Genomic DNA, 20,290 nt, shown 5'->3' on the forward strand with positions numbered 1-20,290 from the left:
TCAAAATGGAGCTAACCGCTAATCCAATAATTAAATAGTTAGGTTTTAACCATAAAATATATTCGATATTAATTGCAGGTCAGCCAGCGCGTGAAGCTATTTATTTACCATACTCCTGAACTTACTCCTACGGATACTATTCCAGATTGCGCGATCGCGGTGGATGTACTTCGAGCTACAACGACAATGGCGACGGTTTTGGCGGCTGGTGGTGAAGCTATCCAGGTGTTTAGTGATTTGGAGACGTTGAAGCAAGTTAGCGCTTCCTGGGACGAGGATAAGCGACTCAGAGCCGGGGAGCGGGGTGGTGCTAAGGTGGAAGGTTTCGATTTGGGGAATTCTCCTTTAGACTGCACTAAAGAGTTAGTGGAAGGGCGCAGGTTATTTATTAGTACGACTAATGGAACTCGCGCTTTACAGCGCATACAAAGCGCTCCAGCCGTCTTAGCTGCCGCTTTTGTCAACCGGGCAGCCGCCGTAAATTACCTTTTAGCCAAAGAGCCAGAAACAGTCTGGATTGTTGGATCGGGTTGGGAGGGTACTTATTCGTTGGAGGATACTGCTTGCGCTGGGGCGATCGCTCATAGTGTTTTACGGCAAGCAAATGTAGCTCTTGAAGAACTATCTGGTAATGATGAAGTGGTTGCTGCGATCGCGCTTTACGAACAATGGCAAGATCGTTTGGTAGAGTTATTTCACCAAGCTAGTCACGGTAAACGGCTGTTGCGCCTTAATTGTCATGAGGATATAAAATACTGCGCTCAGGTGGATATTTTAGATGTCTTGCCTATCCAACAAGAGCCGGGAGTATTAAAAATATTGGTATAAATGTCTGAGCCTAGGGGATTACTTAAGAGAAACCAGGACTTGGGGGGGTTTGGGGGGAAGCCCCCCGTTGGGGGACGAGTTGCCTCTCCCAAGCCCCCGGCAAAAGGGTCTTATCTTTGTGTACGCAAGTTCCTTGCGCAATATACCCAGTAGCGTGTGATGCAAACTAATCTTTCAATTTCTGCAAGTCCTCGCCTAAATATCCAGCAAAATTCTGTTGCTGTTGTTCTGTTGGATTAGTTACAGGTTTTACTTGGTAACTGTTGGGACGTGGCTCTGCTAAGGTAACTTGGTATTGACGCAGTTGTTCTTGATGGAAAACTGTAACTTCAATCGTGTCGCCCCCTTGATAATCTTGCAGGCGATCGCTAATTCCGGCGGCGGTTACTCTGATGCTGTCAATTGCTAATAATTCGTCTCCCGGATCGATTCCGGCTGCATGAGCAGGCGTACCCGTTTCTACAAATTTAATTACCTCGCGCCCATGCTCGGAGGCTACTTTTATTCCTAGATGCGGTGCGAGGTATTTATCGTCACCAATTGTCTGCAAACCAAAAGGCTCTAAATATTGATTGAAAGGTAACTCTTCTGTGCCATCAACATATTTAGCAAAAAAGTTTGTTAAATCTATGTCCGCAACTGAGGTAATGACTTCTTGCAACTGCTGAGGAGTAAAACCAATTTCCTCTTGCCCGAATTGCTGCCACATTTTCAACATCACGTCATCAAGCGACTTCTGATTGTCATGCTTTTCGCGAATCAGCAAGTCTAGTAATAGCGATACCATTTCTCCTTTTAAATAGTAAGAAATTTGTGAGTTATTACTGTTGGCTTCGGGTCTATAGAGCTTAATCCAAGCATCTAAGCTGGACTCGCTTACTGGCTGCACCCAGCGCCCCGGTGTTAACTCATAACGGGTAATTTCTTTACCTAGGTTTTGCAAAAAAGTTTTGATGTCATAAATTCCTGCTCGTAAAGGAATCGTTAAGTCGTAGTAGCTTGTCGTACCTTCACTAAACCATAGCAAAGGCGTGTAGTTTTCCCGATCGTAATCAAATACTTCTAAAGCTTTGGGACGAATGCGTTTGACATTCCATAAGTGAAAAAACTCGTGCGCCACTAATTGCATAAAGCGATTGTATTTATCTACGTCGCGGAAGCCGAAACGAGGATAATTCAAGGAGCAACCATATTTGTGTTCTAAACCACCATTGCCTTGGGTGGATAGATGCAGCAAAAATAAATAGCGATCGTAAGGCAAGCCACCAAAGATTTTCGCTTCTACTTCGATGATTTTTTGAGTGTCGGCGATAACTTTCTCTGGATCAATGTTACTTTTTCCACCCCAAATTGCTAGTTCGTGGGCTTTACCTAATGCCTCAAACTGATACACCTGCTGCTTGCCGATTTCAAAGGGGCTATCTACTAAGGTGTCAAAATCTGCGGCAATATAAGTGTTAATTTGTCCAGCAACGGCTGGTAAGGGTGTGGTAACTTGCCAATCGGTTTGCGGCGCGATCGCAATTTGCATCGGCTGCGCGTCTAATCCAGGGATTCTAAAAAATATCGCCGCCCCGTTAAAATAACCGTGAGTTGCATCTAAGTGATTTGTGCGTACCGATAGCTCGTTGGCAAAAATCCGATAACGAATTTCAATGGTTTGGTTGTCTAAATTAGTAGTTTCAACTTGCCAGTGATTTTTAGCGATTTTGCCCCACACTAAAGTATTTTCGCCCGCTTTAGCACTAAAGTCTTGAAGATGCTTGGCATATTCCCGTACTAAGTACGATCCTGGTGTCCATACAGGTAGTTTCAAGTCTAATACAGGCAAAGAGTACCCGTGTACCAATAACACTACTTCAAATAAGTGCGATTCTGGATGCGGCATGGCGACGCGATAATTAATTATGGGCGCGCTTTCACCTTGCTGCTGGCTAAGTTGAGTTAAGGTTGCTGTCATGATGAGGTATTAGGTTTTCTATTTCTCCATGCTAAATACTCAGTCACTAAGTTTGTGACAATGAGTTAAAGAAATTTAGGGGCAAAAAAATAAATATTTTGGTAGCTGCTGCCGACTATCACTACTAGCCTGGGGCTTTATTTTGAGGCAAAGTAGGATAATTTCAATTGCAATAACTACTGTTTTAATTTTGACTGCGTAAGGCTTGAGCTGCGAGATAAATTTTTCCCCATTCACTAATAACTTGATGGGTTTTGATTTTTAGCTCTTTGGCGATCGCCTCCATATCTTGACCTGCTTTTTTAAGCTCGATTAACTGGCGTTGATTTTGGCTTAAATCCGTCCACAATTTCTCCCATTGCTGGGGTAATAAACCAAAGTTGTTTTCCTCTAAAGAAGTTTCTAGCCACTCGTCAACCATTGGTGAATGACCTTTGATTGCAAAAACTTGGACGGCGTGGTAGCTAATTTTTTCGCGCAATCTATAGACTTTTTTGATGTCTAAATTTAAAATTTGGGCGGCTTCTTCGGGTGATTTTCCTTGTAAGTACAACTGCAACCACTGGGCTGCGTCTGTTCCTAGTTTTTCAGTTAGGTATGTAGAAAATTCTTGTTTGACTCGGCTGCGTATAGCTTGTTGTTCTTCTATTGCTTGAGCGTTTTGATATTCGGCGATTGCTTGATTATCTAGTAAGTTGACGGGGTTTTCGCTTTCTTCTGTCAGCACTTCTTCTGATACTAGCCGCACTAAATCTTTAACTGGGACATTTGTTAGCCCTCCCCTTTGGGTGCGCCGTAAATAATTGACAAATCTGTAAGCGAGTAATGGCTGATTGCGTACTGGGCGCAAACAATATTCTTCCGCCGCCGCAAACAGCAAAGCGTTTTGCAATCGCCGATCTTGGCTACACTGAGCGATCCAAGTCATTTGTTCCTGCATATAGCGATCGCTTTGCAACAATTCTTGGATCACTTCTTGCAACACCTCAGCTACGGCTCTGTGGCGATCGCGGCTCAAAGCTACCCCGATACTAATTTTACTCCGCAGCAGTACCACGCTTCCTAGCCTTTTAATTAAATTACTGTAAGCTCTTTCTGGTGCTACGCCTAGATAACGCTCTTGCAAAATTCGGTAGCGATAGGCGATCGCGCTTTTGGCAATTTCTAGCTGCTGGGTATCTAAGCTCTCAAACCGCTCTAAGTTTGTACCCAACAACCAGCTAAGAATACTCTTTCTTGTCGTGATGCTTTGTGCGGCGCATTCTTTACCTAATTGCGATTGCCATTGCTGCTCTATTTCTTGAGCTAACTTCCCCATGAGATTACTATCCTATAAACCCTGCTTTTATGTATTTTTCATAACAAATGGTGTTTGCTGAAGGTTTTAGCTAAGGTCTAATTTGCTCCAACCATTTTGTGTTTTTGTAACCATATACTGCCTTTTATCTGGCTCAAATTGCTACTCGTCATCAACTTCTAACTAATACCTGTTTCTGTTTTGATTGCAAAATGCTCTTTATCAGGAAGTTTTAGTTTATTTTATGAATTTATTATAAAGTTTAAGGTCTATTTAGTCAGTAATATCAAGAGCTAGTTAAAACACAAATCTAATTTCTAGTATTTGCACTTTTTGATTACTGGCAATCCAACGATTCCTTCATTTATCTCAATTGCTAACAGATGTTTTTACCTCAAAAAGTTGGTTTTTATTAGAGCGCGTACAAAAATTATATAGCTTGAATACATAAAAACACCTTCTTCCCTAGGTTTTCCTGTTTGTATCTAAGTAATATTACGTATGGTTGTGTAAGTTTTTACTAACGATAATTATTTAGAGGGGGAAGCAATTTTATGGTTAATGTTTTATAAACACTCGATGAAGATAAACTTAGCTTGTACTAAGTAATTTTACCGTTGTTTCCTGCCTTTGAAACTAATAGTATTTAGGAATAATTAAGTTTGTTAGCCAAGCTAAAATAAAATATCAAAAGCATAAAAGCAGGTTAACAAAAAACACAATAGCTAACAGTAATTATTGTAAATATGCTGAAGTCGCTCGGAATATATCAACATAAGTTGCATTTATATTCAGTATTATCTAAGTTGCCTTATCTTAACAGTTATAAAGGCAAAATTATGTTAGTTGCTTTTCTAGGTACTCATGTGCCATTGCTAACACTACTCATTTATTTTGTAATTTCGGCCTCATTTACTACAGATACGAAGATACAAATAATTGCGATCGCATTAGTCGCTACATTGATAGGTACAGCACTAACACTCTATGCGCTACACAACTTACTTACCCCAGTCACTCTAACGTTTTTAGCGTTGCGTCAGTATCTTAACAGCCGTCAATTACCTCAATTACCCACTAATTTTACTGATGAAGCTGGTGTCTTAATGACAGCTACTTCTTATACCCTACAGAAACTAGATGAAATTATCGAACATATTGCTAGTTACGATGAGCTAACTGGATTACCCAATCGGGTGTTATTTCACGATCGCCTCCAGCAAGTTTTGGCTCAAAACAAAAACGATCAATTGTTTGCAGTAATTTCTTTAAGTTTAGGTCACTTAAAAAGTATTAACGATACTTTAGGACACGAAGCTGGCGATTCAATGCTAAGAGCTACTGCTCAAAAACTTACTAGCTGTCTTGGTAATAGAGATATATTGGCACGTTTGGACGGTAATAAGTTTGCAATTATTCAAACTAATATTGATTCAGTAAGCGAAGTAATAAGCTTAGTAGAAAAAATAATCTCCACTCTATCAAAACCTATTTTAATAAATAATACTGAAGTTCCAAGTAGTGTCAATATTGGAATTAGTACTTATCCTAACGACTACAATGAGGTAGATAGTCTTCTAGGTCATGCGATTAGCTCTATGGGTCAAGCTAAACAACAAGGACAAAATAAATATCAGTTTTATTGCATGGAATTAAATAAGAGTTTGCAAGAGAGATTAAGGCTAGAAAAAGATTTACACAATGCCATCGAAAAGGGAGAACTGTTGTTAAATTACCAACCACAAGTTTGTCTGCGTAGCGGAAAACTTATTGGTGTAGAAGCTTTATTACGCTGGCAAAGCCCAGTTCATGGGTTTGTTTCTCCTGCCAAATTTATTCCTATTGCCGAAGAAACTGGTTTAATTATATCTATAGGCGAATGGGTATTGCGCACTGCTTGCGCTCAAAGTCGTAGCTGGCAACTAGCAGGATTGCCAAGAATAAAAATGGCGGTTAATATATCGTCGCGTCAGTTTAAAGAGCAAAATTTAGTAGAGCTTGCTGCTCAAGTTTTGCACGAAACAAACTTGGAAGCCAACTATTTAGAACTAGAAATAACTGAAAGCTTGATTATCGAAAATATCCAGCAGGTAATTAATACTATGGATAGGTTGCATGATATGGGTATTACTTTGTCTTTAGATGATTTTGGTACGGGTTATTCATCACTAAACTATTTGAAACGTCTGCCGATTGATCTACTCAAAATAGATCGTTCTTTTGTCCGCGATCTAACAATTGGTTCTGATGATGCGGCGATTGTCAAAGCAATTATTTCTCTAGCCCACAACTTACAATTGAGTGTGATAGCAGAAGGAGTAGAAACTCAAGCACAATTGGAATATTTACAGCTACATAGCTGCGATCAAATTCAAGGTTACTTTATCAGTCGTCCTGTTTCTGCGGAAGCCCTAGCCAAATTGTTAAAACAGGAAAGAGAAGTAAGCTGTAATATTAACGAGTTGACTTTGGTAGCTTAAAAGCTCTAGAAATAAATCTTTTAGATTTTTTAATTTATAGCTAAAAGAATTTGTTTGGCGATCGCAATTTGTTGGCGACTAAAGGCAGCTTTTTGCAGATGCTCTAGAAAAAAAGAGTTGCTGTACCTTGGATCTAGACTTAAGGCTTGGCGATAAGTAAGTTTTGCTAATTTGAGATCGCCTAAATTCCAATAAGCTACGGCTTTCGCAACCAATGGATGGGGATTATTAGGTTCGAGTTTGGCTGCTTTGGTAGCTGCTGAAACTGCCAAACTATACAACCGCAATTGATGTAAAGACAAGCTTAAGTTGTAGTAAGCAATCTCATTATTGGGTTCTACCATTACGGCCCAAGTATGAGTCGCTACCGCCGCCGTCACGTCTCCATTTACTAGATACACAATTCCCAAAGCATTTAGCGCGGGGATATGTTGCGGATCGTTATAAATTACTCTTAGCAAAGACTCGGCGGCAGCTTTTTCTTGTCCTGCCAAGTGTTGCGTCCAACCTAAGAGTACGCGCCCAGAAGCATTTTGCGGTTCGAGTTCGACGGATTTTTTCAAAGCAGAAATCGCTTCACTGTAACGTTCGTTAGCTCGGTAAGATAGCCCGATAGAGCGATATTCACTAGCAGAAGTTGCAGCAACTGCTGGCTGAAATCCAAGCAAAGTAACAGCAAAAATGGGAATATAAATACTTTTCCAGTGGCTAAACATAAAACTATTGTGGTGTTAGCTGGGAAAAAGTAATTTCACCTTTTCCCCAACAAAGTTTACCCTTCGCCGCGCAGTTTATCGAGTACCCCACGATCTTCTAAAGTCGAAGTATCGCCCGTGATTTCTTGCCCCGATGCCAAATTTCGCAGCAAGCGCCGCATAATCTTACCCGAACGAGTTTTGGGCAAAGAGTCAGTAAAGCGGATGACTCCAGGACGTGCGATCGCGCCAATTTCTTTGACTACGTGCTGTTTGAGTTCTTGGCTTAGTTCTTCACTAGGGCTGTAAGTGCCTTCTAGGGTAATAAAGGCAACTATATCCTCGCCTTTGATTTCGTCAGGCTTGCTGACTACCGCAGCCTCAGCTACCGCCGGGTGCGACACTAGGGCTGATTCAACTTCCATCGTTCCCAATCGGTGTCCAGAGACGTTTATTACATCATCTACGCGCCCCATGACCCAAAAATAGCCATCTTCATCCCGTCTTGCGCCATCTCCGGCAAAGTAAACATACTGCCCATCCACGGGGGGTATATGCTCCCAATAAGTGCGCCGGAAACGCTCGTCGTCGCCGTACACCGTCCGCATCATTCCTGGCCAAGGATAGCGGATAACTAAGTACCCACCCTCATTATCGCCGACAGGGCTGCCTTCTAAATCGACTACATCCGCCATGATTCCAGGGAAAGGACGAGTAGCAGAACCAGGTTTAGTTGCGATCGCCCCAGGCAATGGTGTAATCATAATTCCCCCGGTTTCTGTTTGCCACCAAGTATCGACAATTGGGCATACACCGCCACCAATTACTTTTTGATACCACATCCAAGCTTCAGGGTTAATTGGCTCCCCTACTGTTCCCAACAGGCGTAAAGAAGATAAATTGCGGGCATTGGGCAATTGTTCGCCCATTTTAATAAAAGCTCTAATGGCGGTGGGTGCGGTATAGAAAACTGTAACTCCATACTTTTCAATCACATCCCACATACAGCCAGGATTTGAGGCACGGGGAGCGCCTTCATACATCAGCGTAGTCGCGCCGTTAGAAAGTGGTCCGTAAACTATATAGCTGTGTCCCGTAATCCAGCCGACATCGGCGGTACACCAATAAACGTCCGTTTCTTGCAGGTCAAAAATCCATTTGGTGGTGATGTGGCTGTACAAGTTATAACCGCCTGTTGTATGCACCACCCCTTTAGGCTTACCCGTACTCCCAGAAGTGTATAGAACAAATAGCATATCTTCGCTGTCCATTGGTTCGGCGGGACAGTCGGCGGATACAGCTAGTTGCAATTCGTGCCACCAAAAATCTCGATCTGGTTGCATTTCCACTGCTTGCTTTGTCCGTTGTACTACCAAGACGCTTTTAACTGTAGGTACGGCATTATTAGCTAAAGCTTTGTCTACTTGTTCTTTGAGAGCAACGATCGCATCTTTGCGCCAGCCACCATCGGCAGTAATAACTAACTTAGCCTCAACGTCAACTAACCTATCGCACAAGGCTTCGGCACTAAAACCACCAAAAACTACGCTATGGGTAGCCCCAATTCTGGCACAGGCTAACATGGCGATCGCGGCTTCCGGAATCATGGGCATATAGATCCCCACGCGATCACCTTTTTGGACTCCTAGATGCTTTAAAACATTGGCAAACTGACAAACTTCTCGATGCAGTTGGGCATAGGTAAGAGTACGCGAGTCGCCGGGTTCTCCTTCCCAAATTAACGCCGCTTTATTTTTGCGCCAAGTTGTAAGGTGACGATCCAAGCAGTTGTAGGAAATATTAGTTTTGCCGCCTACAAACCATTTGGCAAAAGGTGGCTGCCAATCTAGTACGGTATCCCACTTTTGAAACCAGTGTAATTCTTCGGCAAGTTCTGCCCAAAACTTTTGGGGATCGCTTTTGGCGCGATCGCATAGTTGCTGATACTGTTCTAAGCTTTTGATCTGGGCATTTTGAGAAAAGGCAGCCGTGGGCGGAAATAAGCGCTTTTCTTGCAAGATTGATTCAATATTTGGCTGAGACATATCTTTTGCTGTTATCGGCTTTGCTCAAAATATTGTGAACGCATATTTGCACTAATTAATGAATGCGTTTCATTAAGTATCGGTGCATTCTGGTGAGATATCTAGGGCGATCGCGCTTTTAACTTAGGATTGTTAATAGAATCGATCGCACATCCGCAATTGGTAGTATGGTTTCCATTGCTCGTAAGCATTTGCTTGAGGATATTCCTCGCTTTCTTGTTGCTCAAGCCGGAATTATGTTCGCCGTTAGCTTGGTTACAATCCAAACGGGGATTTTCAATGGTTTTACTCGTTCTACCGCGCAATTGATGAACAATTCCTCGGCGGATATTTGGGTATCGTCGGAAAATTTAGTTCATCTTGAATTAACTTTATCAATTCCTTTGACTAATTTAAGTCTTGCTCGTCAGGTTCAAGGCGTAGAAAGTGCCGAAGCTTTGATAGTTAAAACTGGTGTATGGCGCAGTAACAATCAAATTTCTTTAGCTAGAATTGTTGGCTTCGATCCTAATGGACAGCTATTTGTACCGCAAAATATTACTCAAGGAAATGTAGCCAAACTCAAAGAGCCTTACACGGCGATTGTCGATAGCACTAACTTAAATTCATTAAATATCAAAAAAGTTGGCGATCGCGCGGAAATTAATACTTTATCGATTGAATTAGTGGGCTTAACCCAAGGAAACCGTGCAATTACTTCCAATTCTTTTTTATTTACATCTCTTGAAAACGGTAACGCTTACGCTAATTCTGGGCAGACTACCAGTTTATCTTGTCAATTACCATCAGATTCTGAGGAACTTAAGTGTACCAATACCTACATCAAACCCGATCCCAATGCTACTGCTCCCAAAAGCTTGACTTCCGCAGATACGATTACTTTTGTCTTAATTCGGGCAAAAACTGGAGAAGATCTCTCTATTCTCAAGCAAAGATTAGTGGATGCTTTACCCAATACTCGCGCCTATACTCATGCCGAATTGATGCAAAAAACCCAGACTTTTTGGCAGCAACGAACGGGTATCGGCTTTATTCTTGGTTTGGGTGCTGTTGTGGGTGTGATTGTGGGCGGAATTATTGTCGGGCAAATTCTTTACTCCTCAGTTTCCGATCGTCTTAAAGAGTTTGGAACTTTAAAAGCCATGGGTGCGTCCGACTTTACTATCTACGGTGTAATTCTCGAACAAGCTTTGTGGATGGCAATTTTGGGTTATGTGCCGAGTATGGCTCTTTGCTGGGCTGTAGCAGCTTGGACGCTGGCAAGTCAAGGAATTTTGATTTTGATTACGCCAACGGTCGCGATCGCTGTTTTGGGAATCACTGTAGTCATGTGTGTTGGCTCGGGAGTTTTTGCAATTCAAAAAGTCATGCACCTCGACCCAGCTTCAGTATTTAAAGCCTAATTGCCAAAAGCATTTTGTTGATTGCAGCAAATCCAAATTTCTGCTTAATTAAGTATGCCAGAAGCGACAAGTGTCCACATCTATTCGTTGTTAAGATCGATAAAAGTAATAATAATTAATAAAATCTTGCCTAGCGGCACGCTCTTACTTGGCGCTTCAATGTCGTTCACCAAAATCTAGTAAATAAATGACTGCTGCTAAAACTAAATCTACTACTTATAATAATTTTCCCAATCAGACTGAAGCTCTAGGCATAGATTTAATTGCTCCTCAAAATAAAGTGATCGTTGCTCAAAAAGTAGAAATGGAGTTTAGGTCGCAAAAACGCTGCTTTCAAATATTGAAAGGGATAGATTTAGCCATTCCCAAAGGCAATATTCAGTTATTGATGGGACCATCAGGTTCGGGCAAAACTACTTTGCTTTCTATTTTAGCTGGATTAATGACACCGACAGCCGGAAAAGTACATTTACTCGGCGAAGATATTACCAGGATGTCCCGCCAAAAACTAGCACAGTTTAGACAGCAAAATATTGGCTTTATTTTTCAAAACTTTAACTTATTTCCGGCTTTAACTGCCAGCGAGAATGTTGAGGTGGCGCTAAACATTCAGGGTATAGGTAGCAAAAAAGCAAAATATCAAGCACGCTTGCTGCTAGAGCAAGTAGGTTTGGAAAATCAAACGGAGCAAAAACCCAGCGATTTATCTGGGGGACAAAAACAGCGAGTTGCGATCGCTCGTGCTTTGGCAGGTTCGCCACAATTAATTATGGCAGACGAACCAACGGCGGCGCTAGATTCAAAAAGCGGACACTCGGTAATTAAATTATTGCGTTCTTTGGCTAAAGAGCAAGGTTGTACGGTGCTGATGGTAACTCACGATCCGCGCATTATTGACGTGGCTGATAGCGTTACATATTTGGAAGATGGAGCCTTGAAACAAGATATTTAGGCAACCAATTGCTGTAAAGTTTCTGCAACCGAACGGGGTTGCCAGCCTAGCTTTGTCCGGGCTTTGGTCGCATCCACCCTCACGCAGCGATCGTAAATGTAATGTACTCGCTCCCGACTTAGAGGTGGCTGAAATTTAAACAACCGTCCTAGAGGATCTAACACGTTTCCTGCCGCCCTAACCAAAAATTTAGGCGCTTCGTGGGGTGCAGCAATACCTGTAAAGCTTGCCATAGTTGCAAACATTTCGCGGGTTGTCAAGTCTCCGGCGGAAATAATATATTTTTCTCCATTTACTCCCTTTTCGGCTGCCAAAATCATCGCAGTGGCTAAGTCATCTACATGAACAATTCCCGTAACCCGACTTCCTCCCGCCCATAATTTTAGTCGCCCTGCTAGAAATTGCTGCAATATCGGGCGAAAATGCGGATCGTCTGCGCCAAAAATTCCCGAAGGTAAAACGCTGACTACAGGTAAGCCTTGGGCAGCAAAACTATCGACTAGCTCTTGAGCAAGATATTTCGTGCGATCATAAGCCGAAGAAAAGCCCGGCTGTGTCCGTGTAAAGGTTTCATCGATCGTTTGCCCTTGGGTGTCGCCAAAGATGCCGATAGTACTGCAATAAACCATTTTGCTAATCTTGCAAGCTTTAGCAGTTTCTAGCACGGCGCGGGTTCCCTCTACATTTACCCGCTCCATTTCTTGCTCGTTAACTATTCCTAGTTCGACATAGGCGGCGGTATGAAACACTACGTCTACTTCCGCCATAGCCTGCTGCAACGCCAAGGAACTGGTAATGTCTCCATAAACTAGCTCAACTTGGCAATTAGCCAAACGATCCAGATTGCTCGATTGTCTGACCAAACCAACAACGTGATCGCCATTATTAGCTAAAACTTTCACTAAGTGAGAACCTGTAAACCCATTAGCCCCAGTAACTAGCGCCTTCATAAAGCTTTTTCGTAAATGCGGTAAGTTTTATATATTTTGGCTCCACAAGCTTCGATCAATTTGCGCGATGGGTAGTTATCTTCGTATACCCAAGAAAGTTCGCAATCTTTGTAAGGTTTTCCTTCTTTGAGTACGCCCTGCATACCTAAATAAATTAAGGCAGCAGCAACCATTTTGCGGCGATATTCTGGCAACGCGCAAACAAGGGCTACTCGCCCGCGATTTATTTGCCGCCGATACCACAGAAATTTTAAAGTTCCTAGCCAGTCTAGCTTGCCGCCCAAGTGCTTTAGTACCATATTGTAATCTGGCAATCCTACAAAACAGCCGACCATCTTACCTTCATACTCAGCAATCGGGAAAGCATCTGGATCTACCAGGTTTTGTAAAGACTTGGCCTCGTCTAAAAATTCTTCTTCGGTGCGCGGCGTATAACTCCAATTGTTGGCATAGGCAGCGTTTAGTAAATTATAAAGGTTGCGGCAATCTTCCTCAAAAGCTGCACCTTTAGTTCTAATTAGCCGAAAATTAACCCCAGATTTGCAAGCAATTCTATGAGCCTTGGTAAATTCTTCTGATAGCCCCGCACCTATGGGTAATTCGTAAGCGTAGGCATCTTTGGCTTTATTCCAGCCGTCAAGCTGCATAAATTCTGGATAATAACGCGGGTTGTAGGGCATCAAAATCATTGGTGGCGAATCAAACCCATCAACTAAAAACAAACAATTGTTATGAGTAGATAAATCAATTGGTCCTCTAACAACTGCCATCCCTTGCTCTTGCAGCCATTTACAGGCAGATTCTAGCAAAGCTTGGGCGATCGCAAAATCTTGAATGCACTCAAAATAGCCAAATAATCCGACTTTTTGCCCTTCTCGTTCGATCAAACGTTGATTAACGGCAGCAACTATTCTCCCCAAAGGCTCGTTGCTTGGAGATACGGCTATAAACTGTTGCAGCTTGCCATACTGAAAAAAGGAGTTTTCTGGAGCAAATTGTTTGGCAACGCTGCTGCGAATCGGTGGAACCCAGTGACGATCGTTTGAATAGACTCTAGTTGGGACATCTAGAAATATTTTGCTGTCGGCGGGGGTTGTTACTGCCCGAATCTGAAAATTTGGATTAGACACAGAAATAAATTAATTTAATTGGTTAGCTGTTAGCTATGAGCCAACAGCTAACCAATTAAGCACTAATTGTTGGTTTATACAATAGATCTCTAGTTGCTACCATGCCCACAACTAAACGATCCATTTCTTGCTGAGTGTGGAGAGCATTAACCGTAATGCGGATGCGAGGCTTGGCTATAAACCAAATTGGGGACACCCAAATGCCGTGATTTTGGATCATTTGTCTGCCAAACATTTTCGGATTAATTTCTGGCGGCAGCACTACAGGAATCACATTAGTTTCGCCAATCGCTGTAAACCCACGCTCAATTAAGCGCGAGCGCAAGTATTGAGTATTTGCTTGCAATTGTTGCACTAATTGTGGTGCTTTTCGCACTTGACGAATGCTCTCTAAAGCGGCTCCCGCTAAAGGCGGAGACAAAGAAATTGTCCCGATTGAAGTCGGCGACACATTTAGTAGCGGGATTAATTCGCTCACATGAGTGCTAATTGCGGCTCCTGCCGAGGCGGCAAACTTAGAGAAGGTGGTCATAATTAGGGGGATAATGCCCCGTTCGATGGCATGGCTGGGTAAAATACCAAAATGCTCGTAAATGCCTCGTCCTGTAGCTCCTATAGAGCCGCTTGAGTGGGCTTCATCCATCAGCAGGACGCTACCGGGGTAGTTTTGCAAGACATCTAACATGGCAGGTAAAGGGGCAATGTCGCCATCCATCGAAAATACGGCATCAGAAACTACCATAATGCGATCGCCTGGGCGGACATAACGCCGCAGTTTGCGTGCCAAGTCTTCGGAATTGCAGTGACGATAAGCTTTGACCCGGACGTTGGGACTATGCCCAAACACTTTTCCCGAACGGGTTCCAGCATTAACAACCGCCGAAACTATACAGCCATGATTTAGCACATCGGTCAAAATCAAAGTCTCTTGGGTATGCTCAAATCCTGGTACGGGAATTGCCAGGTGACAAAAGGCATCCATCAATGCTTGCATTGCCATCCAAGCATTGAGAAATAGCTGGGTGTGAGGCAGATGCTTAAAATCAGAAATTTCTGCCTCTAGCTGTCTATGTAAGTCGATTCGACCGCTCAAAACTGAGCAGGAGCTATTAGACGTGCCATACTGAAGGATTGCGTCAATTGCCGCTTGCCTCACAGCTGGTTCGTGAACTAGCCCTAAGACATCATTGGTGCAGAAAGTAAGAACAGTTTGGCGATTTCCAGTTGCTGTTTCTTCAATTTCTACTAAGTTTCCCTGCTTTTGATGACAAATATACTCGTCTGGATCGAGTCCGCTTTCATACCAGCGTTGAACATACTCTTTGATAATTTGCACTAATTTACTCCCCTCACCTTTTACCAAATAGCCGATTGCCTATGGCTCAACAGTACATTCTCGCTGGCTTTATATTTGCTATTTAGTTTTTAGCAAAAGCTCTATTAGAGAACACATGATACTCTTTATTAAGAAATTTATCTAGTAGAGATGTTCCAGTAGAACGTCTCTAAAGAAGCTTACTGTTCATCTGTCTTGACTAGATTTTTGTAAAAATTGTTCGTACTGTCGCACAATTAATCGTTGAATAGCAATAATTGCTGGGTTGATTTCCACATAACGCCGTTCGGGATTGGCTAAATACGTTCGTTGTTCGCTTTCAATCATCTCAATATCTTGAGCCAAAAATTTCATTAATACAAAACGCCTTAGTAATTTTTGCAATAGTGGCTGGAGTAGTTTTAAAACTGATTGTGGCAGGCGAACTTTGAAGAAAAACAAGGCAAAAGACTTACTTTCAGTTGCACTTACAGGCAGTCTAAACAAATACAGGCTAGAGACTCCTTGCAAAGTTGTGTAATAGTTCGGGTAATGATACTGAACCGCTACAGGCAAAGTTGTTACTTGGTCAGCTTTTTCGCTTAGTCCCAAAAATTTAGCAATCCAGCCGCGATAAGAAACTTGATAATCGGCACAAACGCTGGTTTCTGTCTCATGCAAATTGACCAGCACTGGATCGAACCAACCTTGTAACTTTTGGTGGAGAAATCCGTGAAATACATCCATAGTATTTTCATTGCAAATTGAAAAATGTGCCGCAAAGCGAGCAGCAAGCGGAACTACTAACCACTCTGACTGCGTAAGTTCGGGAATATCTGGTAATTTTTGGTTAGTAGCTAAATCTGGATCTCCAGGAAAAATCCAAATTAAATTGTATTTTTCCGCCACAGGATAGCTGCGGGCGCGGGCGCGAGGGAGCTTTTGGGTTTTGGGCAAGTAAGGAATATTAACGCAATCCCCTTCTTGATTAAATTCCCAACCATGATAGGCACAGGCAAGATTGCAACCTTTTACTTTACCTTGATGGAGAGCAACGCCTTTGTGGGGACAAGCATCTTCTAGGGCATGGATTTGACCAAACTCGTCGCGGTAGATGGCGATCGCCCTTGACCAAATAACTACAGATATAATTTCACCATTTTTAAGTTGGTCTGCCCATCCTACAGCGTACCAATAGTTAGGATTTATACCTACTTCGCGCACGGTATTTTGGACTATTTGGCTATTTAGAGTTGCGGCTAGTTGCTTCATTCGTACTTTTGTTGACAACTTCTATGACAAAATTTAGCGTTATTGTTTTTTTAGTGCCAAAAATAGATCGGTAAGTCAGTAATATTTTTTGGCACTGTGTAAACTTCCATGCCTAGGTTGACCGTAGAGACGAGCAATAATTTTTTGAAACTAAGCGATCCTAAATTATTAATACTTCTAGCATCTGGTTCTTTAACTACTATGGCAGGTGGTGTAGTTGCCCCTGTTCTACCCGATATAGTACAACAACTCCAGCTAGATCCGGGGTTGGCTGCCAATTTGGTTAGTTTTCATTGTTTGACCCTTGCTTTGTTTAGCGCGCCTTTAGGTATTTTGGCAGACAGTGTAGGACGGGTAAGAGTATTGGTGGCTTCGCTGATTTGTTACTCGCTATTTGGAGTCGCTGGCGCTTTTATGTCCAGTTTTTTACCTTTATTAGTGACGCGGGGCTTGATTGGCGCAGCTAGTGGCGGCATTGCTGCTGCTAGTTTGGGCTTGTTAGGGAGTAGGTACGAAGGAGAAGCAAGAAGCCTTGCTCTAGGATATGCTACTAGCACTTTGACAATTACCGGAATTTTGTTTCCGCTTCTTGGTGGTTGGGTGGGGGGAGAAGTTTGGCAATTTGCTTTTTATCTTTATGCTTCGGGCATACCCTTAGCTGGCTTGGTAAGCATATTTTTGTCGATAGATAAAAAACCAGCTTTAGCCCAGGAAAAAAACTACAAATTAAGCCAGATTTTGGGACAACCCAAAACTCTATGGTTGCTACTTACCCTAGTTTTAGTGTCTGTTGCTATGTATGCCGTAGTAATTTACGCACCGCTTTACCTCAAAGCCACCATTGGGGCGGGGGCAGGTTTAAACGGCGTTGTATTAGCTTCACGAGCCATTGGCGCGGCGGTTATTTCGGCTTTTGGGAGTAAATGGCTGGCACAAAAATTAGGTCTGCCAAAAGTAATCGCACTTGGCTGTACTTTAATGGCTATAACTTTAGTTACTATCCCTTTACTGCACGAACTTAGCCCAATTATCTTGACGGCGATTTTGTTTGGTGTCGGTTTTGGGCTGGTTTTACCTAATGTTTACAGCGCTTTAGCTAACCTATCTACTCCAAATTTGCGCTCTAGCGTCCTCGCGGCAGGTACGGGGGCGGGGTTTTTGGGACAGTTTCTATCTCCCATTATTCTCAGTCCACTGCTAAATTATGGCGGATTAGAGGCTGTTTTTTATGGAGCGGCTATTATTGCCATTTTTGCGGGAGTTTTGATGTTATGGAGTCAAGATGGTTAGTCTAATTTAATTTCTCGTTCTACTTTTAACCCCGATAAAAAATTGCGATCTTCGCTGATATGGGGAAATTTTAGCTGAGAATCGGGAATGCCTTTTTCTAACTGGCGCTGACGCACAATCGCAAAACTTCCTGGGGCAAGCACTCGCAGGCGCGGCGATGGTACGATATCCTGGCGTTTAATCGCGTAGGAGGTGTGTATTTCTTGCAACAAAAGATCAAATTCTGTTAAAAAGCCCAGGTAATCCTCTAAGGTTTCACCCATAGCAAGTTCAATGTTGACGAGATAGGAGGGAGGAATTGTATCGTCAGATAAAGTGATGCAAAAGTCTTCTAAAAGTACAAAGAATTTTTGCTGTAATGATTGCATTACTTGAGTTACGTGAAACTCAGTAGTTTTTTCACTTGTAGAAGAAAGCAGCCCGCCGCGACGATAGCGAAATACTAGCATTGGCGCTTGCTCGTAAAAGCCAACAACTTCTACAACATCGCCAATATCGTAACGGTAAAATCCACTGTAGTTAGTAACTAAAATACGGTAAAGTTCTCCTGATTTAACTTCGGTAGCTAGTAAGGTTTGGGGATGCTCGGCTTCCCATTGGTCTTGAGGAATAAATTCAAAAAAGCCGCTTTCAATTGCTAAAATACTACCGTCGTTATTGAGGGCGTGATTAATACTAAACGTACCTTCAGCAGAGGAATAAACTCCGCCAAAACCTGGTATATCGTCAAAGTAAGTAGAAAAACGTTCAAAGTAAAAATCTGAAGTCCCGCCGCGTGCGGTAGCAACAAAAGATAAATTAGACCAAGCAAGTTTGGGGGTAAGCAAGCCAAAAGACTTGTAGATTTCACGCAATTGGGTGGCGCGACGGGGATTTGCTACCATTTGTCGCTCTAAAAGAAGGCGGACTTCTGGCTCTAATTTTAACCAACTGGCAATTTTTCCCGTTTCCAAATCCTTAATCAAGTCTTCGGCGTAAAGTCCCAAATAATTGCAAATTCGCAGCACCAGCATCGGAAAATTTGCCCCAATTCCGCGTAAATCAGGATTGCCCAAGGCAAATAATAAACAAAGATAATGACGAGCTAAACTGTCGGCAGGCTGCAAGGTTTCGTAAGGATGAGCAAATAGTTGTTCGTAGATAAACTTACCCATACGTAAAACGCCTACACTCGCAGGTCCGTAGTCAATACCGCCGCTAGTTGTACCTAGTAGTTGAACGGAATTTGTTGCTAGAAGTTTGCCGAATTTTCCGCCTTGGGACTTCAAGGCTTCATCCAAAAAGCCAATGCTAGTGAGATTGGCTTGGCGTAAGGAATTTTGAAATCGCTTAGTAACAGGAATTAGCTTTTTTGTTCCTGTAGAACCGCTAGTAAGATTGAGATAGACTACGGGTTCGCTAGTAAGAATATTTTGTTCGCCTTTAGCAATGCGATCGCACAATGGCTCGTAACTGCTGTAAGGTAGAACGGGAATGCGACTTCTAAATCTATCAATGGTTTTGATTTCGTTAAGCTTGTAAGTACGTCCGAGTTCGGTGTTTTGATAAGCAGAAAGCAGTTTTAGCAAAAATTGCTCTTGGACGGTGCTAGTACGCAGAGTTTTTTGGATAAAGTTGTTCTTGACACGACTAGAGACAGCAGTCAAAAGCGGAAGTAAGAAATTTGCCATTTAGTGGTTGCAAAAATTAGCCTAATTGTATTAAAAATCGATAGAGCCTAATCTTGGGGTGTAGGAGGATCTATGCTAGAAACTCACAGCTTGTTACTTGCGAGTTCTTGTTTTGCCTTAGCTTTTATCTTGGCAAGTTTAGTTGAATATTGGCTGCATCGCTTGATGCACGTGTCCAAAAAAATCGGCGAACGTCATTTAGAACATCATCGTAATAACACTGGACAAGGCGTACTATGGGAATTTCGCGATTATATTCAAGGAGGCATTGTTGTCATAGCTGCGATGTTCCTTTACTCTTGGGTTGCGGGAATTGGTTGGCTTTTGGGTAGCACGGCTTACGCTGCTTTCTCCGCTTATGCTCACCAGCTACAACACGAAAACCCAACTAAGTGTTTTTGGATGAAAATGCCCGTCCACTACGTCCATCATAAGTATGGGATGTGGCATCACAATTTTGGTTTGGCTGTAGATTGGTGGGATAAAGTTTTTGGTACTTATAAGCTCGTAGATTGGCTAACAGAGGAAGAATTGAGCCAGCCGCAACGGAGTTTATTGCAACTGCGGTGGTGGTAGATTAGCAACCAATAGATGTAAGGGAGAATTATTTTGACCTACTTTCAAGAAGCTAAAGTTTATTTTGCCGAGTGCCATCAGCACCCAATTAATCAACTGTTGCACCACATTACCAATTTATTGGCGATCGCATCTCCCATCGTTTTATTTTACGATTGGCGGCTAACAATTGTTTGCTTAGTTTTAACTCAAGTTTTGGCGATTGGCGGACACGTCGTATTTGAAAAAAATCAACCTGCTTTTACTAAGTATCCAGTATGGGTAACTATTCCAACCTCGCTGATGTGGTCGTTTCAAAGATGGTTTGGTTTGCGCCAAGTTTTGCAATATTTCCAGCAAAAACCTGTTTAAATTTTGATCTTTGCCAAAAAAACTAGCGATCGCGGAGCGTTTGGGCTACATTAAACCGAGTGCTAGAAGCCAATCG

At 42.5% G+C, this 20,290-nt stretch carries 16 protein-coding genes; 7 read left to right on the forward strand and 9 right to left on the reverse strand.

Annotated elements, in window-relative coordinates; translation table 11 throughout:
* Positions 1 to 90 precede the first annotated feature (90 nt).
* Positions 91 to 828, forward strand: coding sequence for a 2-phosphosulfolactate phosphatase family protein (locus tag AC2VE5_RS01015; RefSeq protein WP_486885925.1), 738 nt, complete (start codon positions 91 to 93; stop codon positions 826 to 828).
* Positions 829 to 994: 166 nt separating this feature from the next.
* Here AC2VE5_RS01015 and AC2VE5_RS01020 read toward each other — a convergent pair whose 3' ends face one another.
* Complete coding sequence (locus tag AC2VE5_RS01020; RefSeq protein WP_486885926.1) at positions 995 to 2,788, reverse strand: M61 family metallopeptidase; 1,794 nt, start codon at positions 2,786 to 2,788, stop codon at positions 995 to 997.
* A gap of 184 nt (positions 2,789 to 2,972) precedes the next feature.
* Positions 2,973 to 4,106 carry a HetZ-related protein 2 gene (locus tag AC2VE5_RS01025; protein WP_486885927.1) on the reverse strand — a complete coding sequence of 378 codons (1,134 nt, stop codon included), beginning with the start codon at positions 4,104 to 4,106 and terminating at the stop codon, positions 2,973 to 2,975.
* 818 nt (positions 4,107 to 4,924) lie between these two features.
* Between AC2VE5_RS01025 and AC2VE5_RS01030 the strand changes: the two genes are divergently transcribed.
* Positions 4,925 to 6,565, forward strand: a complete 1,641-nt coding sequence (locus AC2VE5_RS01030) for a putative bifunctional diguanylate cyclase/phosphodiesterase (protein ID WP_486885929.1) — start codon at positions 4,925 to 4,927, stop codon at positions 6,563 to 6,565.
* Between the two features lie 29 nt (positions 6,566 to 6,594).
* Here AC2VE5_RS01030 and AC2VE5_RS01035 read toward each other — a convergent pair whose 3' ends face one another.
* Complete coding sequence (locus AC2VE5_RS01035) at positions 6,595 to 7,281, reverse strand: tetratricopeptide repeat protein (RefSeq protein ID WP_486885930.1); 687 nt, start codon at positions 7,279 to 7,281, stop codon at positions 6,595 to 6,597.
* Positions 7,282 to 7,337: 56 nt separating this feature from the next.
* Positions 7,338 to 9,305: an acetate--CoA ligase gene (gene acs, locus AC2VE5_RS01040; RefSeq protein WP_486885931.1), complete on the reverse strand. Its 1,968-nt coding sequence runs from the start codon at positions 9,303 to 9,305 to the stop codon at positions 7,338 to 7,340.
* A 167-nt stretch (positions 9,306 to 9,472) separates the two neighbouring features.
* On the opposite strand from acs, the gene AC2VE5_RS01045 reads away from it, so the two are divergent.
* Together AC2VE5_RS01045 and AC2VE5_RS01050 are read left to right on the forward strand one after the other, a co-directional pair.
* On the forward strand, positions 9,473 to 10,708 hold the full coding sequence (locus tag AC2VE5_RS01045) for an FtsX-like permease family protein (protein ID WP_486885932.1): 1,236 nt from the start codon (positions 9,473 to 9,475) through the stop codon (positions 10,706 to 10,708).
* 187 nt (positions 10,709 to 10,895) lie between these two features.
* Complete coding sequence (locus AC2VE5_RS01050; protein WP_486885933.1) at positions 10,896 to 11,660, forward strand: ABC transporter ATP-binding protein; 765 nt, start codon at positions 10,896 to 10,898, stop codon at positions 11,658 to 11,660.
* On the opposite strand, the gene AC2VE5_RS01055 is transcribed toward AC2VE5_RS01050, so the two are convergent.
* The 4 genes from AC2VE5_RS01055 to AC2VE5_RS01070 all read right to left on the reverse strand — a co-directional run bounded on the left by AC2VE5_RS01055 (position 11,657) and on the right by AC2VE5_RS01070 (position 16,327).
* The gene (locus AC2VE5_RS01055; protein ID WP_486885934.1) at positions 11,657 to 12,610 is read right to left on the reverse strand and encodes an NAD-dependent epimerase/dehydratase family protein; all 954 of its coding nucleotides are present in this window, start codon (positions 12,608 to 12,610) and stop codon (positions 11,657 to 11,659) included. The two genes, AC2VE5_RS01050 and AC2VE5_RS01055, sit on opposite strands and share 4 nt — an antisense overlap.
* On the reverse strand, positions 12,607 to 13,740 hold the full coding sequence (locus AC2VE5_RS01060) for a GNAT family N-acetyltransferase (RefSeq protein WP_486885935.1): 1,134 nt from the start codon (positions 13,738 to 13,740) through the stop codon (positions 12,607 to 12,609). Before AC2VE5_RS01060 ends, AC2VE5_RS01055 begins: the two co-directional genes overlap by 4 nt.
* Before the next feature lie 55 nt (positions 13,741 to 13,795).
* Positions 13,796 to 15,076, reverse strand: a complete 1,281-nt coding sequence (locus tag AC2VE5_RS01065) for an aminotransferase class I/II-fold pyridoxal phosphate-dependent enzyme (RefSeq protein ID WP_486885936.1) — start codon at positions 15,074 to 15,076, stop codon at positions 13,796 to 13,798.
* Between the two features lie 186 nt (positions 15,077 to 15,262).
* Positions 15,263 to 16,327 (reverse strand): aromatic ring-hydroxylating dioxygenase subunit alpha, encoded by a 1,065-nt coding sequence (locus AC2VE5_RS01070; protein WP_486885937.1) that lies wholly within the window; start codon positions 16,325 to 16,327, stop codon positions 15,263 to 15,265.
* A 108-nt stretch (positions 16,328 to 16,435) separates the two neighbouring features.
* Between AC2VE5_RS01070 and AC2VE5_RS01075 the strand changes: the two genes are divergently transcribed.
* Positions 16,436 to 17,617, forward strand: a complete 1,182-nt coding sequence (locus AC2VE5_RS01075; protein WP_486885938.1) for an MFS transporter — start codon at positions 16,436 to 16,438, stop codon at positions 17,615 to 17,617.
* Here the strand turns inward: AC2VE5_RS01075 and AC2VE5_RS01080 are convergent.
* Positions 17,614 to 19,287, reverse strand: a complete 1,674-nt coding sequence (locus AC2VE5_RS01080; RefSeq protein ID WP_486885939.1) for a GH3 auxin-responsive promoter family protein — start codon at positions 19,285 to 19,287, stop codon at positions 17,614 to 17,616. The genes AC2VE5_RS01075 and AC2VE5_RS01080 overlap by 4 nt on opposite strands.
* Before the next feature lie 72 nt (positions 19,288 to 19,359).
* Between AC2VE5_RS01080 and AC2VE5_RS01085 the strand changes: the two genes are divergently transcribed.
* The gene (locus AC2VE5_RS01085) at positions 19,360 to 19,863 is read left to right on the forward strand and encodes a sterol desaturase family protein (RefSeq protein WP_486885940.1); all 504 of its coding nucleotides are present in this window, start codon (positions 19,360 to 19,362) and stop codon (positions 19,861 to 19,863) included.
* A 33-nt stretch (positions 19,864 to 19,896) separates the two neighbouring features.
* Positions 19,897 to 20,214 carry an Mpo1-like protein gene (locus tag AC2VE5_RS01090; protein ID WP_486885941.1) on the forward strand — a complete coding sequence of 106 codons (318 nt, stop codon included), beginning with the start codon at positions 19,897 to 19,899 and terminating at the stop codon, positions 20,212 to 20,214.
* Positions 20,215 to 20,290 lie beyond the last annotated feature (76 nt).

The sequence above is a fragment of the Aliterella sp. E5.1 genome, assembly GCF_057473825.1.

Bases quoted from the DNA above. Each gene is read 5' to 3' on its own strand.
- AC2VE5_RS01030 (WP_486885929.1), top strand. From the start codon at position 4,925: ATGTTAGTTGCTTTTCTAGGTACTCATGTGCCATTGCTAACACTACTC.
- AC2VE5_RS01050 (WP_486885933.1), top strand. From the start codon at position 10,896: ATGACTGCTGCTAAAACTAAATCTACTACTTATAATAATTTTCCCAAT.
- AC2VE5_RS01035 (WP_486885930.1), bottom strand. From the start codon at position 7,281: ATGTTTAGCCACTGGAAAAGTATTTATATTCCCATTTTTGCTGTTACT.
- AC2VE5_RS01045 (WP_486885932.1), top strand. From the start codon at position 9,473: ATGGTTTCCATTGCTCGTAAGCATTTGCTTGAGGATATTCCTCGCTTT.
- AC2VE5_RS01020 (WP_486885926.1), bottom strand. From the start codon at position 2,788: ATGACAGCAACCTTAACTCAACTTAGCCAGCAGCAAGGTGAAAGCGCG.
- AC2VE5_RS01075 (WP_486885938.1), top strand. From the start codon at position 16,436: ATGCCTAGGTTGACCGTAGAGACGAGCAATAATTTTTTGAAACTAAGC.
- AC2VE5_RS01080 (WP_486885939.1), bottom strand. From the start codon at position 19,287: ATGGCAAATTTCTTACTTCCGCTTTTGACTGCTGTCTCTAGTCGTGTC.
- AC2VE5_RS01085 (WP_486885940.1), top strand. From the start codon at position 19,360: ATGCTAGAAACTCACAGCTTGTTACTTGCGAGTTCTTGTTTTGCCTTA.
- acs (WP_486885931.1), bottom strand. From the start codon at position 9,305: ATGTCTCAGCCAAATATTGAATCAATCTTGCAAGAAAAGCGCTTATTT.
- AC2VE5_RS01025 (WP_486885927.1), bottom strand. From the start codon at position 4,106: ATGGGGAAGTTAGCTCAAGAAATAGAGCAGCAATGGCAATCGCAATTA.
- AC2VE5_RS01055 (WP_486885934.1), bottom strand. From the start codon at position 12,610: ATGAAGGCGCTAGTTACTGGGGCTAATGGGTTTACAGGTTCTCACTTA.
- AC2VE5_RS01070 (WP_486885937.1), bottom strand. From the start codon at position 16,327: ATGAAGCAACTAGCCGCAACTCTAAATAGCCAAATAGTCCAAAATACC.